This window comes from Francisella sp. Scap27, from assembly GCF_013394105.1.
GTDB lineage: Bacteria > Pseudomonadota > Gammaproteobacteria > Francisellales > Francisellaceae > Francisella > Francisella adeliensis.
The window spans coordinates 884694-900110 of record NZ_CP041326.1; the positions used below are offsets into that span (position 1 = coordinate 884694).

Sequence of the window (15417 nt, forward strand, 5' to 3'; positions counted from 1 at the left end):
TTAATCAATCTTTAAATATAAGACTATATCCTTAACCTTTTTATTCTTCACTTTATTTATCGTCAATGAAAATTTTTCATGCTCATAGTGAGCACCTGTTCTTAATGGCTCATTTATCAACAATGGCAATAAGTCTAAAATATTATCCGCATCGTATTCAGATAAATCAACATCTGCTAGTTTTTCAATCGCATAAACAGGTGCATTTGTTTTTATTAGAAATTTATTTTTTGATAAAACAATCCAAGGCTCTTTCACTAAATTAAATTCATCTGACATTCTACCTAACAATATACTCAAAAGATTATCAAGTGTGATAAAGCCGACCAAATCATTACTGTTATAAACTAATGCAAAATGTGGTTTACCTTGCTGAAACTTTCTAAGTACATCAATGAGCTGATCATGATGAGAAACTTTTAAAACAGCTCTTAAAACTTCGTCTTGATGATAATCTTCGTTAAGTTTAGACAAAATATCTTTAGTATGAATAATCCCAACAATATTTGTAGGGTCACCTCTATAAACAGGGTATCTGGTAAAGAGATGCTCTTTAATAATATTTATTTTAGCATTATTGTCCGTATCATAACCAAGACTAACCATATTTTCAACAGGTTGCATTGCATCAACTGCTTGTAGTTTTGAAAATTCAACCATTCTTAAAAGAATATCTCTATGCTCTTCTCTTAAGGGTTTTTTGAGATGACTACTTTTCAAAATAAGCTTAATCTCTTCTGCAGTATACTCAAAATCTTTATCTGTACGCTTATCTAATCTAAAAAGCTTTAACAAACCATTTGCTGTAGTATTTAAAACCCAAATAAAGGGCAACATAACCCAGTAAAATACATATAAAGGAATACAGGTTACTAGCGACCATTTTTCTGTTTGGCGTATTGCCATAGATTTTGGCATTAACTCACCAATAACTATATGTAAAAATGATATAATCAAAAATCCAATAGCAAAAGCTATAAGTCTTGTAAGCTTTACCGACTCAACTCCAAGACTAGACAGTAGTGGTTCTAGGATTTCTGAAAATGCGGGCTCTCCAATCCAACCTAATGCAAGAGATGCAAGTGTTATACCAAGTTGGCAAGCTGACAGATAAGTGTCTAAACTTGAATGAACTTTATAAAGAATTCGACCTCTCAAGCCTTTTTTCTTTTTAAGAACTTCAACTCGCGAGTATCTCAATTTAACCATCGAAAACTCAGCGACAACAAAGAAACCATTCAAAATCACAAAAGCAAATGCTATTGCTATAAAAAGAAAATTATCGTACTCGAGTGTCATTTATTGGTTTTTAAAACCTAATCCTTACATAAAATGATAAGTATATAATAACTGATTGTTGCTAAATTATTAACTAAAGTTACCGAGAAAAAAGTGTCAATAAGCTAGAGTTTCTGATTTATATCTTCAATCTCAGCATTACCCTTAGTTGTATTGATAATTTCTTGAATAAATTCAAATTTATCTATCGCATTAATTTTAACTGTCATTGTAATGAAGATATCATAACTTTGACTCACTATTTCAGCATCAAAATGCTTTATAACAGTCTCAACACTTGCTGTCTCTGTATAATCATACTTTATACAAACACTACTACATGGTTGAACCTCTATAATCTCCGCTGACTCTATAACCTTTTTTGTAGCCTGTCCATAAGCTCGTATCAAACCACCAATACCTAACTTAGTACCACCAAAATATCTCACGATAACAACTAAGACATTTGTTAAATCATGTCCTTGGATATGGGAGAATATTGGCTTGCCTGCAGAACCACTTGGCTCACCATCATCACTAAACCTAAACTGATTATTATCTGCTAGAGCATACGCCCAGCAATGATGATTGGCTGTAGGAAACTCTGCTTTAAGCTTGTTTATATGATCTAAAGCATTTTGCTCAGACTCAACTTTAAACAAATATGCTATAAAGCGAGATTTTTTAATTGGCTCGATTTCAAACTGAATATGCTTAGAGATAGTTTTATAACTATTCATAGAAATATCAAAACCTATGCGTCTATCTCACCAGCACCTTGTCTTGTTATCTCATAAGGTAGCTCTAGCATATTTACAACAGTTGTAGACTCATAGCCACAGTACTCTGACTCAACAGTCAAATCAATACTGTTCATAATCTCATCATCTAACTCGCTACAATCAGTAACCACCAAGTCATTACCAGGTAAGATAAAAGAACTGACTACTAAAGGCTCACCTAACTCATCAGCTATTGCCTGAGCAATATAATGATCACTAACTCTTATACCTACAGTATTTTTTGATTTTGTTACAAGCAGTGATGATACTTTTTTAGTTGCATTTAGTATAAAAGTAAAAGCACCAGGTGTATAGCGTTTTAAAAACCTATACGCATTATTATCAACTTTTGCATACTCTGAAATTTCAGACAAATCTTTACAGATAAGAGTGAAATTATGTGAACTATCTAAGTCGCGTATCTTTATGATTTTATCTATACCCTTTTTAGACTTCATTTTACAAGCTAGTGCATACCCAGAATCTGTAGGGATAGCTATCACACCATTTTTATCAAGAACTTCAGCAACTTCTTTTAAAGCAGCGGAATTATTACCATAACTATAAATTTCTATTAATCTCTTCATAATCTCTATAACAAACGTTATACTTTTAGCACATTATACATTACTTAAATAATTTAGCTAATTATGAATAAAATGATCAGTGACTTACTGCCTGCTATAGTTTTTTTTACCGTCTATAAAATGTATGACATATTTTATGCTACAGCCGCATTAATCATAGTAACTCTTGCTCAAGTAATTTGGGAATATATAAAGTATCGTAAAGTTGCTAAAGCACAAATTTTGGTTGCTATACTAGTAGTAATCTTTGGTGGTGCCACTTTATATTTCCATAATGAAGAGTTTGTTAAATGGAAGGTTAGTATAATAAACTGGGTTATGGGTTTTGGACTTATAATCTCTACTTATATTATGAAAGAAACTCCAATGGAGAAGTTACTTAAAGACTCCGTTGAGCTTTACGCCCACAAATGGAAAATCATCAATAACATGTGGGGAGCTTACTTTGTTTGTTTAGGGACACTTAACCTTTTTATAGCAATGTTTTTTTCAACTAATACATGGATGAACTTTAAAATGTTTGGTCTTCTTGGTTTAACATTTGCATTTTTGATCATACAAACTATATATTTATCAAAACATATGAAGAATTAGTTAGCTTAAGCTATAATTACAAATAAAATATTTCTAACAACTTTAAAAAAATATACTATGAACCAAGAAACAGAAAAACCAAAACAAAAAAAATGTCCATATAAAAAAATATTTGGAAATACCTGTTTAGTAATAATACTAGCTATATTTTGTACACTTGAGATTGCAGTTCTAGGCTTAATATTTGCAATATTTTTAGTGGTATATATCGCAATACTTATAGCTGGTGCGTGCTATCTATCTTATGTTTCTATTAGAAATATAATAAAGCACTACTCAAATAAAAGTTCTACACAAGATTAGCTGCGTAAGTTCTCGCTCCTATAAGACCTACATCGGTATTTGTAATTATATGAACAGGGAAATCTTTCATCATACTAGACATCCTACCCTTATCTCTAAACTTATCTAGAAACTTACCTTCTTTTATTTGCTCAATCAACCTTGGTGCAATACCTCCAGCGATATAAAGGCCTCTAAATGGTAAGCTTGTCAAAGCAAGATTTCCAGCTATAGATCCATAAATACTTAAAAACATATCTACAGTTCTTAATGCTGAAGGTTCTTGATGCTGAACTGCATGTTTAACTATTACAGCAGCTTTATCTGAATCTGAAACACTAAAAAGTTCCCTTCTAAGTCCCATGCATTCAGGCTGACTATATAATGGGTGTTTAACTACATACTTATGGATATTATATATACCATAACCACTACAAAATCTCTCGGGAGATATACGGTGAAATGTCTTTCTTAAAAACTTAAAAAGTTCTACCTGCTCATCATCAACTGGTGAAAAATCAGCATGCCCTCCTTCAGATTTATAGACTCTAGGCTTATGATTTTTATCATAACTTACCAAACACATTCCTAAGCCAGTGCCGGCACCAACTACAGCACACAAATTATCCTCATCATATTTACCCTTTTGAAGAGTGAAAATATCTTTTTTTCTATCTAAACTTTCAATCCCATAGCCAATAGCTTCAAAGTCATTTATCACTTTAACTTTCTCACGAGCTATACCGAGACCTTCTGCAATGTATTGCTCTGAAACAAGCCAAGGAAGATTAGTAACTTCTACTTCACCATTTGAAACAAAACCTGCAACTGCAAGACAAACTGAATCAATCTTATCTTTTAGATCAATCTCTTTCAGAAAAGTAGATATAACATCTGTTAAACAGTTAAAATTTGCGCCCTTATACTTTCTTATAGCTAAACTTTTAGTCTTTTTATTCTCAAGAATTGATACTTCTAATCTTGTATTAGTCCCACCAATATCACCAGATAAAATATACATAAATTTACATCCTTTCATTTTCGCCATCTAGCCAATACAAACATAGGATATTCTGCTATAATGACATAACAAATTATTACATAAGCTTTAGTTTAAATGTCTAAAGAAAATAAAACAACAGATTTTGGCTTCTCAGAAGTACCTTGGGAACAAAAGCAACAAAAAGTAGCTGGAGTATTTCACTCTGTAGCAGCAAAGTATGACATTATGAATGATTTAATGTCATTTGGTATTCACCGTATTTGGAAAAAGATAACTATCTCTAAAGCTAGTGTACGTAAAGGCGATAGAGTACTAGATTTAGCTGGCGGTACTGGCGATTTAGCTTATAAGTTTTGCCAACAAGTTGGCGATGAAGGCAAGGTTATTTTAAGCGATATTAACTCATCAATGCTAGAGGTTGGTAAAGAAAAACTTACTAATAGAGGTTGTGTTGGTAATATCGAATATGTACAAGCAAATGCGGAAAGCTTGCCTTTTCCTGACAACTATTTTGATTGCATAACAATCTCTTTTGGCTTAAGAAATGTTACAGATAAGGCAAAAGCACTAGCTTCGATGTGTAGAGTATTGAAACCAGGTGGTAGGTTACTAGTGCTAGAGTTCTCTAAGCCTATAGTACCAATGCTTTCTAAAATATACGATGAATACTCATTTAAAGCTTTACCATTTATGGGTAAAATCATCACTCAAGATGCTGAAAGCTACAAATACTTAGCTGAATCTATCCGTAAGCATCCAGACCAAGAAACTCTAAAGCAGATGATGTTTGATGCTGGTTTTGACAATGCAGAATACCAAAATCTAACAGGTGGAATAGTAGCATTACATACAGGATATAAATACTAAAGTATGATTGAAACTATCAATAAAGCTCTAACTTTATTACCAAAGCTAGACCCTCAAGTGCCAGCCCTTTTACTACCATTAAACGGTAAACCTCTTAGTGTACATATCTCAGATTTAGATTATACAATCACTCTTGAAGTTAAAAATCAAACTCTAACAGCAAATACACAAACTAGTAAAAATCTTTTAAGTGGTAAATTAGCTTTTATTATCGAACTTGTATTTAATAAAAACCTTCAAGAACTAATAATGACTGATAAGCTAAATTACGAAGGTAGTTTAAAAGATCTAAAAGAGTTCTATACATTTTTTGAGGCTATTGATATTGATATTATTTATAAAATATCTCAAGCGACAAGCCCAGAGTTTGCCAATATAGTAGCAAAACCTTTCACAAAGGCTAGAGAATATCTAAAAACCTCGCGTGGTGAAACTCTTATTGATATAAAAGATTATCTTACAGAAGAAAAAAAGATTTTAATCTCTCAAAATGAGATAGATATTTTCTATCGCGATATAAAGGAGCTAAAACAAGCTGTAGATAGAATAGAAGCAAAATATAAACTACTACAAGGCCAGCTCAATGATTAAGAAATTTTTTAGACTAATCTATATTTTTTATATCATTAACAGATACTGCCTACTTAATGAACCAGTACGAGCAACTAAAATTAAAAGCTTAAGATTAATACTACTGTTAAACCCATTTTACTACTCCCTAAAAATGCGTAGACTCAAGCATGGTGTACGACTAAGAGAAGCTTTAGAAAAACTCGGTCCGATATTTATAAAATTTGGACAAGCACTATCTATTCGTGCTGATATACTACCACCTGAAGCGATTAAAGAAATTGCTAAGTTACAAGACAATGTTCCTGCTTTTGATAGCAAAATTGCAATTAAACAAATACAAAATGCCACAAGAAAACCACTTGAGAAAATTTTCAAATCATTTGATGAAATCCCTCTTGCTTCTGCATCAGTAGCACAAGTCCATAGTGCAACGCTGCACACAGATGAAGAAGTTGTGGTAAAAGTTTTAAGGCCAAATATCGAAAAAATTCTTAAAATCGATACTTCATTAATGCTTATCGTTGCTAAAACGTTAGCCCTTTTTAATGGCATTAAAAGGTTTAAACCTGTTGAAATTGTAGGTGAAATCAACCAAAGTTTCTTTGATGAGCTTGATCTTGTTCGTGAGGCTTCAAATGCGTCTCAACTTCGTCGTAACTTTGAAGGTAACCCTATTCACTATATCCCTAAAATTCATTGGGAGTATACTAGCTCTTCTGTAATGGTGATGGAAAAAGTCGGTGGCGTAAGCGTCTCAGATATTGATACTCTTGATAGGCTTGGCGTAGATCGCAGGTTATTAGCAGAACGAGGAGTTCAAATATTCTATAGCCAAGTTTTTAATGATTGTTTCTTTCATGCTGACATGCACCCTGGCAATATGTTTATTGATGTCACAAACCCAGCTGATCCGAAATATATCTCCATAGACTTTGGTATAGTTGGTACACTTAATCGTGATGATCAACGCTACCTAGCAGGTAATTTTCTAGCATTTTTCAATCGTGACTATCGTAAAGTCGCAGAACTTCACATCGAATCAGGTTGGGTGCCTGCTGACACTCGTGTTGATGTACTTGAGTCAGCAATTAGAACTGTATGTGAGCCAATATTTGAGCGACCTATGAGTGAAATATCGCTAGGCTACACTCTAATGCAACTTTTTAATGTTGCTCGTCGCTTTAAGATGAATATTCAACCACAACTTACGCTTTTACAGAAGACTTTATTTCACGTAGAAGGTTTAGGTCAAAACCTATGTCCTGAGCTAAATATTTGGGACACCTCTCGCCCAATTCTAGAAAAATGGATGAAAGAACAAATGGGCTGGAGTGGCTTTTATAAAAGAACGCGTGAAAATATGCCTAGAGTAAGCGACAAACTGCCAGAATTACCACAGATGGTATTTGATATATTGCAACAAACTCAAAACAACCTAAAAAAAGAACCTAGTACCCAACACACTAATGTTGAAACTAAAAAATCAAAAAAATGGTCTTTAATACTTGGTGTTACATTACTTGGGCTTGGCTCCTTTTACGATATCTATGATAATTTAAATATTTTAATGAGTTTGCAAAACTTTATGGAGCAAAATCACATTGCCCTGAGTGTAAGTGGCTTTGGATTATTAGTTTATTATATATTCAAAAAAGGAAAGTAGAATGTCTGACTGTATATTTTGTAAAATTATTGCTGGTGAAATACCATCTAAAAAGGTCTATGAAGATAAGGATGTATTAGCATTTCATGATATAAATCCATCTGCTGAAGTACATATTTTGGTTATTCCAAAAAAACATATAGCTAGCTTAAACGAGCTTGAACCTAGCGATGAAGAAATGATGGGTAAGCTGATGCTAGCAATTCCTAAAATAGCCAAAGAAAATGGCTTAAAAGGCTTTAAAACTCTTTTTAATACTGGTAAAGAAGGTGGCCAAATGGTGTTTCATATTCATGCTCATATCTTGGGTGGCAAAATGAGTATCAAACTACCTGAATGAAGATAGATTTGCTATAGAGCATGGCCTTTATGAAATTTTCTCATGATACAATCTTCATACAAATACCGAATCTATCCTGCAATTATGAAATTAAAATATTTACTCCCATTAATCTTTCTTACTTTTGGGACGACTATTGCTAACCCAGTTCAACTTTGTGACAAAACTTCTTGTTTCTTGATCAACCCAGCAACTTTAAAGGTTGATTTAAAATCAAACTCTAAGAACTTCCCGGTCTCAGTAGCTCAAACTGAAGAAAAATTCGACATAAAACTTCAAAATAAACAAGAATTAGTCTTTGATCGCAATAATGTCAGAGTTGATTTCAAACTAAACAATGGCAGTCTTGATGTTAGCTTCTCCAACATTATAAAACTAAAAGGAACAGATAATAACTCTATTACATTCCCAATTATTAATAACTCAGACTCTTTCTTACTTCCAATGTTAGAAGGACGATTCATTCCGACCACAGATCCAAAATGGATTAATTACCTAACTTCAACTACAAATGAAAAAAACTCATTAACAGGCCTTGCAAACCTATCAATGCAATTCCTAACAGCAGGTTTTGGAGATTCAGTTCTTTACTACCAAATTAACAACCCCTTTGACAATAATTTTTGGTTTACTGGAAAAAATAGATTAGGCTTAAGCTTCTCTCATACATTTAATATTCTCAATGAAAAAAGATCATTTAGTTTTACAATTAAATTATTAAAAAATGATCCTAATGTGATCGCTAACACATATCGTGAACATAAAATAGCTGAGGATAAATTTGTAACCTTAACAGAAAAAGCTAAAATTGCTCCAAATGTTACCAAGCTATATGGCGCTCCCTTTATTTATCTATGGGGTGACGAATTAATTGGAAATAAAAATGTAAATTGGCGTAAACTCCATATATTTATAAAGCAACAACTTGCGAGTAAAACTTATAATCCCACAAAATACTTCAATACTTTACTTAAAAGATCCTCAAATAATATTTTAGAAAACTTTGCCAAGCAAAAATGGGTATATCCAGCTTTAGAAGCACAGCTTGATGATGCTTTTAAATCCCTAATTGCCGATCCAAAACTCTGGAATAAAAAAGCATTTGCTTCTACTAAATTAAACACCATAGCAACTTCTTTACTTAAAGAAAAGCAAACATCTGCTGAAATCATCGAATTAAATAAAAATCTTATTCAATCAGCCTATAGCAAATATATTGAACCTGTTAAATTCTGGGGTAACGGTGTTTCTTTAGTAATGTTAGATAATCTACAAAGTATCGGCTTAAAAAATGCTTGGCTTGGGTTAAATGATATCCAAGATGGAGTTTACCATGCAAACGTTGTTAAACAAGCTGTTGATGATGGTTACTTGATTGGTCCTTATGACTCCTATAATTCTCTACAACAACCTGGTAAGGGTTCTTGGTCAACAGGTATTTTCCATGATAAATCACTATATACAAAAGCCGCTGTAATAAAACAAAACGGAGAATACAAGACTGGTTTCTTAGGTAGAGGTCATAGTCTAAACTCTTCATTTGCAAAGCCTGAAATGAATTTACGCCTAGATGGTGCTATAAACAAAGATAAAACTCCTTTTAACTCTTGGTTTTTCGATACAGATGGTGCTGGTGATCTTAATAATGACTTTTCAACTGAGCACCCATTGAGTAAAAGGCAAGATGCTCAAAATAGGTTAGATCGCATGCAGTGGGCAGCTAATAAATATAAGCTAGTTGTTGGTACTGAAGATGGTAAAGATTATGTAGCTCCTATCGCTGTATTTGGTCATGGCTTAGTTTCTCAAGGAATATGGGATAAAGATATGCGTCGAAATAAAAATTCAAAATATTATATGGGAGGGTATTGGTCTCCTGATGGTATCCCAGATCGTTACGGCAAGCCAATACCATTAAAACCACTTTTAAGCTATATATATTATAATCCTAGTTTTGAAGTCCCCCTTTTTCAACTAGTTTATAATGATAGTATAATTACATCTGATCACTGGGAATATGCGACTTTTAAATTCCCATCTGAAATAAAAAACAACATATTAAAAACTTTTCTCTACAACTATCCACCACTATTGCATTTAGATAGGAAAGCATGGTCTGAACAAAAACCTCTGTTGAGTAAGTACCTGCCTGTTTGGTCTAAATGGCATAAAATCTTAGTACAACAACAAATGACTAGTTTCAGCTACCTAAGTAAAGATAAACTTCTTCAATGCACGAAGTTTTCAGGCGACGTTACTGTAATTGCAAATTTTGCAAATACATCTAGACAGTACCAGAAAATAAACGTTCCAGCAAAAAGTATTGTTATACTTGAAAAAAATAAAATTAAACAACGATTCACAGCTGCTAGTTTTTAGTTATTTAACCTGCCCTGACTAGCGTAACTACCGAAATCTTCTCAATATCACTACCAACTTTTATAGCCTCTATAAACTCTTTCAAAGTCGAGCCTGTTGTAAATACATCATCAAAAACTATAAGATGCTTTGCAGTGATTGGTTTTGTAAGCTCGAATACTCCAGCTATCTGAGCTACCCTTTGGGACTTTGATGATTTTGATTGTGGTTTAGTATATCTCACTCTCTTATAGTCTGTAAAAGTCGTTCTTATAGCTAGTTTATCAGCAATACTTTGAGCTATAACCTCTGCCTGATTAAATCCTCTATACAAGTAGCGTAAACGATGACTTGGCACCACAGCTATAGCATCTACAGTATCTAAATGCTTACTTGCAAACTCACTCCACCACTTATCAAAAAGCTTTTCAAAAACTGGTACGATAAGTAAATCTTTATTAAACTTAAGCTTCTGTAGTAAAAATTTCATTTCCACCGAATAACTAGAAAGATAATAGTAGTCATACTCGACATCTAGCTCTACTTGCTCTTTTGTTAAATGCAGGTTACTCGCCATATCATCAAAACAGTAATTACAAATCACTTCATCTGAACTTTGATGACATAACAAACAATTTTGCTTTGTGAATTTTTGGACTAATGATGATACAAAACTTAAAAAACTCATTTTGTTTTATATTTTAAAACCCCTTTATCGACTAATGTTCCTAAACCTTCTGGTTTAGAAAATATATAGCCTTGAACATACCTATAGCCCAAGCTTTCAACCAAATCTAAGGCTTCTTTAGTTTCAACTCCTTCTACTATCAACTTCATATCCATTTCTTTAGCTATGCTGTTTATTGACTCAAAGATACTTTTGCTTCCAACCACTCCCTGCATCAGTTTATCTAATAATGACTTATCAAGCTTTAATATATCAAAGCCACCATCCATTAATCTTCCAAATGATGAGTAACCAGTACCAAAATCATCAATAGCTAGTAGTATATTAGACTTTTTAAACATCTCTCGGGCTTCTGTTATTTCTCTTTCTGTAAATGACACGATTGATGATTCTATAATCTCAAAAACAATATCGCAGTCAGTTGATAGATTTTTTCTCTTTTGAGAAACAATATCTACCAAATCTTTAAGATGTCGCGCAAGATTTATAACACTAGGAGAAATATTTATAGAGATTTTAAAATCTTTTGGTAACTCAACTTTTTCTAAGTCTAAGAAGGTTTTATTAATTACTAGCTTATTTAGTCTATCTGCTAGACCGTTTCTCTCAATTAACTCAACTAAATTACCAATATTAGTACCACTAAAGGCTTTCGTTGAAGACCTAGCAAGAACCTCAAAACCTATAGCCTTAGATGTCTTTAGATCATGAATAGATTGGTATGTAACTCTTATATTTCCACTATCAACAATATCTTTAACTGCATGATCAAGTATTATATTTTCATAATACTCATTTTTAATATTTTCATTAAAATAACAAATATCCAAATTTCTTTTCTTAGCAGCACTCATAGCAAAATCTGCATAAGTACGTAAATTTTTATTGTCATATTGGCTTGAAACCACACCTATGTGAGTAGCCACATTTATCTCTGCACTATCTACCTGTATGGTTGTGTTGATAATGCTCGAGACTCTCTCAGCAATTTCTTTAAGCTCTGTTTGTGACTGTACATTATTACAAATTATTGCAAATTCATCTCCATCAAGTCTAGCTAATACATCTTCTCTTCTGATACGAGAGCTTTTCTTTAGCAATGCTGCAATTTTTTTAAGCACTTGATCCCCAGCACTATGCCCGTAATAATCATTAAGATCTTTAAACCTTTTAATATCAATAAGTATTAGTGCAAAACCTTCTCCCTTCTGTAAGAAATTTTCTATGGAATTATTTAATGCTTTTTCAAAATAAAACCTACTATTACACTCTGTAAGGAGATCTATATTCACTATTTTTTGTAGCTGTGAAAACTTCACTCTATCAGTTACATCTACACTGATACCATCGATATAATTTAATTCACCTTTATAATCATTTGAATAATTAGCAAACATCCTGATTGTTTTTATCTCAGAATTACAATTAAGTTTAAGGATAATATCAAATAACTGTTGTTTTGAAATAATCTGTTCTATAGCATTCCTAAACTTATTCCGATCTTCTGGATGGATTAACTCTATCCAATAATCCAATGAAACACTTTTATCTTTTGTTACTTTAACCCCAAAATATTCAAAATGCTCAACACTCCAATAAAATTTATCTTCCATAGCATTATATACCCAAGAAGCGTAGCTTGTAGCATCTATAGCATTGTATTTGGATTGCTCACGAGTTTGCTGAGTTAAATCTTGTATTAAGCCTACAAAACAAGGCTCATCTGTCTCTATTTCACTTATAGAAATTAGTAGATTTAAAAGGGATCCATCTTTTTTGACACCTGGCAGCTGAAGTGGCTGACCAAGCACCCTAGCCTTGCGAGAAGTGATATACCTGTCAACACTAGCATTATGGTTTTTAGCAATATCTTCAGGCATTAGCATTTTTATATTATGATCAAGCAGTTCACTCTTTTCATAACCAAAAATTTCACAAGCTGTACTATTAGCAACTTTGATATTTTTATGCTTATCAATAACTAATATTCCTATAGTTGCGTTATCTAAAGCAATAAAACTATCAATTATAGCTTGTGACATAAATTACTCCCATCTATAAACGATCTATGTCAATTTCAACAGGCACACTATTAATATTATAATCTGAAGGAATTTCTTCTGTAGGTTTGACAATTATTACGACCTTAGATTCTACTTCATCAAATATACTAGTACTATCTCTATTTACTTCGGCAAAAATAGGTTGCGAATCAACTTTACCAGAAAATTCAACACCATCCTGAAAACGAATTGTAACAGCAGTCCCTCGATGTACATAAGAGAGATATTTAGAGTCTAAATAAGCTCTGATATAAGGTTTACTAAATAAAGATAACATAGCTAGCTCTTGTCCTTTTTGAACAAACTCACCTTTATAAACATATGCCTTATTAACAACAGCTCTGATATTCATTTTTATATCTAAACTATCTAATTTTTTTTCTACAATAGCTTTCCTAAATTCAAGATCCCTAATATCTTTTTCATACTCACTATCCTTATCAAGACTATATTCTTGCTTATCGACCTTTACTCTTTCAAGTTCCATTTCTGCATCATGCAAAACCTGAGAGGATTTTTGCAAATCAACTAAGTTTATTACTTTTTCTTTACGTAGATCAACCATAGCTTCATAAAACTTTTTATTTATATCAACATATTTTTTTGAAGTATTATACATATGATTTATTGCACTAAGATCTTTATTATAGAGCTTTTCCTGCATACTTTCTATTTCATGAATTTGATCGTTAATTTCTTTAAGTTCAGTCTCAAGAAGAGGAGATTTTAGTTTAAAAACTTGCCCGCCTTTTTTAATTATCTCACCATCATGAATAAAGTTTTGTTCCACGAAACTATCTTCATTCGCTCGAATAAGGTATTTTTCTGTAACAACTGTTCCATGAGCGACAATAAACCAACTGCCACTAAAAATCAACCATACGATATAAACAAGTGGAGCTACAACTACAGCTACAACAGAATACCATTGCCATTTAGCTATATTTTTTCGTACAGGTGATCTCTCAACCTGCGACAATAACTTATTTTTAGGCACTTTAAACTTCATGCTGTAAATTTCACCCTACCTTTTTATTAACCCATGTTGGTGCCATAGTGCTATCTTTATGAGACTTAATAAAAAACTCACTAAATGTTGCGACTGTTGCTACAAATTTTAAAAACACAGAATAAAATGGCATCACAAACAATACATACCAAAGCTTAGCATCTTCTTTTTTTCTCTCTGATACTAACAATATAAAAGTAATAAATAAAGCAAAATTTAATACTAAATAATATATATATACTGCAACATATACAGGCACTATCACATGCACTGGAAACATAAAGGCTGTATAAATCAAACTTATTACGATAACTATAGGCTGCACAGCATGAAAAAATAAACCAGAAAACAAGGTAACAAAAAAAGTTTTCCAACCTAGATACCTAGGCAACAACCTTTTGAGGTGTCGACGAATATATATAAAATAAGTATCTCCATCCCACCTCATTCTTTGTTTAATAAGCACCCAAACTGACTCAGGTGCATCTGTATGCGAGACACTATAAGGTACATGCTTAATCTTAAGATTCTTATGCCGCTTAAATAAAAATTGTAACCTTAATGTCATATCTAGATCTTCTGCTGATCCGTTACGCCACAAAGTGGTTTTTTTAAGTAATGTTCTTCTAAAACAACCAAATGCTCCAGAAATATTGTTAACACTGTTAATATTACTTAAAGCTATCTTCGACATTTGAATGCCTAACATATACTCTATACCTTGGCACTTTGTAAGAATATTTTTCTTAATATTTCTAACTCTTATAGTTCCTGAGCATCCTATAACATCAGAGTCTGCAAATGGTTGCACCATATTACTAACCATATCATTATCGACTGAAGTATCTCCATCAAGCAATATTACTAAATCTCCAGTACTAAGCCTAAAACCTAGATTTGATGATGATGCATGTCCACCTCTTTGCCATTTTGGTACAACTTTTAAAGTTCTCTTACTATTTGGCTCAAATGTTTTTTTATAGTTCATTGCAACATCAAGAGTTTCTTTATTTACATCTGCACCATCGATCATTACTAAAACTTCGATATGTCCTTTATAAAATTGTTCTTCTAAACTTTTCAGAGTAATTAAAATATCTTTGCCTTCACTGTAAGCTGTAATAATACAGCTTACCTTAGGATAATATGGTTCTTTTTTATTTGGTGTAATTAACTGATGAAAGTAGCTACCTAAAACACTTAAAAAAATAAAAAAAGTATAGGGAGTTTCTACAAGCAATACTACTACAAATACAGATAAAAAAAGTTCTTTAGGGTTAGAGAGTAAGCCTAAAACATAATTATATAAAATATACAACTCTCCCATGCT

15 protein-coding genes are annotated in these 15417 nt (G+C 32.4%); 7 read left to right on the forward strand and 8 right to left on the reverse strand.

Features of this window, described 5'->3' with window-relative positions; translation table 11 throughout:
• The 3 genes from FLM55_RS04210 to FLM55_RS04220 all read right to left on the reverse strand — a co-directional run bounded on the left by FLM55_RS04210 (position 1) and on the right by FLM55_RS04220 (position 2647).
• The gene (locus tag FLM55_RS04210) at positions 1-1299 is read right to left on the reverse strand and encodes a hemolysin family protein (protein ID WP_178948188.1); all 1299 of its coding nucleotides are present in this window, start codon (positions 1297-1299) and stop codon (positions 1-3) included.
• A 104-nt stretch (positions 1300-1403) separates the two neighbouring features.
• Positions 1404-2018: a YigZ family protein gene (locus FLM55_RS04215; protein WP_178948189.1), complete on the reverse strand. Its 615-nt coding sequence runs from the start codon at positions 2016-2018 to the stop codon at positions 1404-1406.
• Between the two features lie 14 nt (positions 2019-2032).
• Positions 2033-2647: an L-threonylcarbamoyladenylate synthase gene (locus FLM55_RS04220; protein WP_178948190.1), complete on the reverse strand. Its 615-nt coding sequence runs from the start codon at positions 2645-2647 to the stop codon at positions 2033-2035.
• A gap of 63 nt (positions 2648-2710) precedes the next feature.
• On the opposite strand from FLM55_RS04220, the gene FLM55_RS04225 reads away from it, so the two are divergent.
• Positions 2711-3241, forward strand: a complete 531-nt coding sequence (locus FLM55_RS04225; protein WP_178948191.1) for a septation protein A — start codon at positions 2711-2713, stop codon at positions 3239-3241.
• Between the two features lie 57 nt (positions 3242-3298).
• A complete protein-coding gene (locus tag FLM55_RS04230) occupies positions 3299-3544 on the forward strand; it encodes a hypothetical protein (RefSeq protein WP_178948192.1) in 246 nt (81 codons plus the stop codon).
• Here the strand turns inward: FLM55_RS04230 and glk are convergent.
• Positions 3531-4544, reverse strand: coding sequence for a glucokinase (gene glk / locus FLM55_RS04235; RefSeq protein ID WP_112869405.1), 1014 nt, complete (start codon positions 4542-4544; stop codon positions 3531-3533). The genes FLM55_RS04230 and glk overlap by 14 nt on opposite strands.
• Before the next feature lie 96 nt (positions 4545-4640).
• Between glk and ubiE the strand changes: the two genes are divergently transcribed.
• The 5 genes from ubiE to FLM55_RS04260 are packed head-to-tail and all read left to right on the forward strand — an operon-like array spanning position 4641 to position 10348.
• Positions 4641-5393, forward strand: a complete 753-nt coding sequence (gene ubiE / locus FLM55_RS04240) for a bifunctional demethylmenaquinone methyltransferase/2-methoxy-6-polyprenyl-1,4-benzoquinol methylase UbiE (RefSeq protein WP_178948193.1) — start codon at positions 4641-4643, stop codon at positions 5391-5393.
• Positions 5394-5396: 3 nt separating this feature from the next.
• Entirely contained in the window at positions 5397-5984 is a 588-nt protein-coding gene (locus FLM55_RS04245) for an SCP2 domain-containing protein (RefSeq protein WP_178948194.1), read from the forward strand.
• Positions 5977-7629 carry a ubiquinone biosynthesis regulatory protein kinase UbiB gene (ubiB, locus tag FLM55_RS04250; protein ID WP_178948195.1) on the forward strand — a complete coding sequence of 551 codons (1653 nt, stop codon included), beginning with the start codon at positions 5977-5979 and terminating at the stop codon, positions 7627-7629. The genes FLM55_RS04245 and ubiB overlap by 8 nt, the downstream gene beginning before the upstream one ends.
• A 1-nt stretch (position 7630) precedes the next feature.
• Entirely contained in the window at positions 7631-7969 is a 339-nt protein-coding gene (locus FLM55_RS04255) for a histidine triad nucleotide-binding protein (RefSeq protein WP_178948196.1), read from the forward strand.
• A 42-nt stretch (positions 7970-8011) separates the two neighbouring features.
• A complete protein-coding gene (locus FLM55_RS04260) occupies positions 8012-10348 on the forward strand; it encodes a glycoside hydrolase (protein ID WP_256868923.1) in 2337 nt (778 codons plus the stop codon).
• Positions 10349-10352: 4 nt separating this feature from the next.
• Here the strand turns inward: FLM55_RS04260 and FLM55_RS04265 are convergent, their stop codons facing one another.
• From FLM55_RS04265 to FLM55_RS04280, 4 genes are read right to left on the reverse strand one after another with little or no spacing between them, the layout of a single operon-like run.
• Positions 10353-11015: a ComF family protein gene (locus tag FLM55_RS04265; RefSeq protein ID WP_178948197.1), complete on the reverse strand. Its 663-nt coding sequence runs from the start codon at positions 11013-11015 to the stop codon at positions 10353-10355.
• Entirely contained in the window at positions 11012-13057 is a 2046-nt protein-coding gene (locus FLM55_RS04270; protein ID WP_178948198.1) for a bifunctional diguanylate cyclase/phosphodiesterase, read from the reverse strand. Before FLM55_RS04270 ends, FLM55_RS04265 begins: the two co-directional genes overlap by 4 nt.
• Positions 13058-13070: 13 nt before the next feature.
• The gene (locus FLM55_RS04275; RefSeq protein ID WP_178948199.1) at positions 13071-14087 is read right to left on the reverse strand and encodes an HlyD family secretion protein; all 1017 of its coding nucleotides are present in this window, start codon (positions 14085-14087) and stop codon (positions 13071-13073) included.
• Between the two features lie 10 nt (positions 14088-14097).
• On the reverse strand, positions 14098-15414 hold the full coding sequence (locus tag FLM55_RS04280) for a glycosyltransferase (protein ID WP_178948200.1): 1317 nt from the start codon (positions 15412-15414) through the stop codon (positions 14098-14100).
• Positions 15415-15417 lie beyond the last annotated feature (3 nt).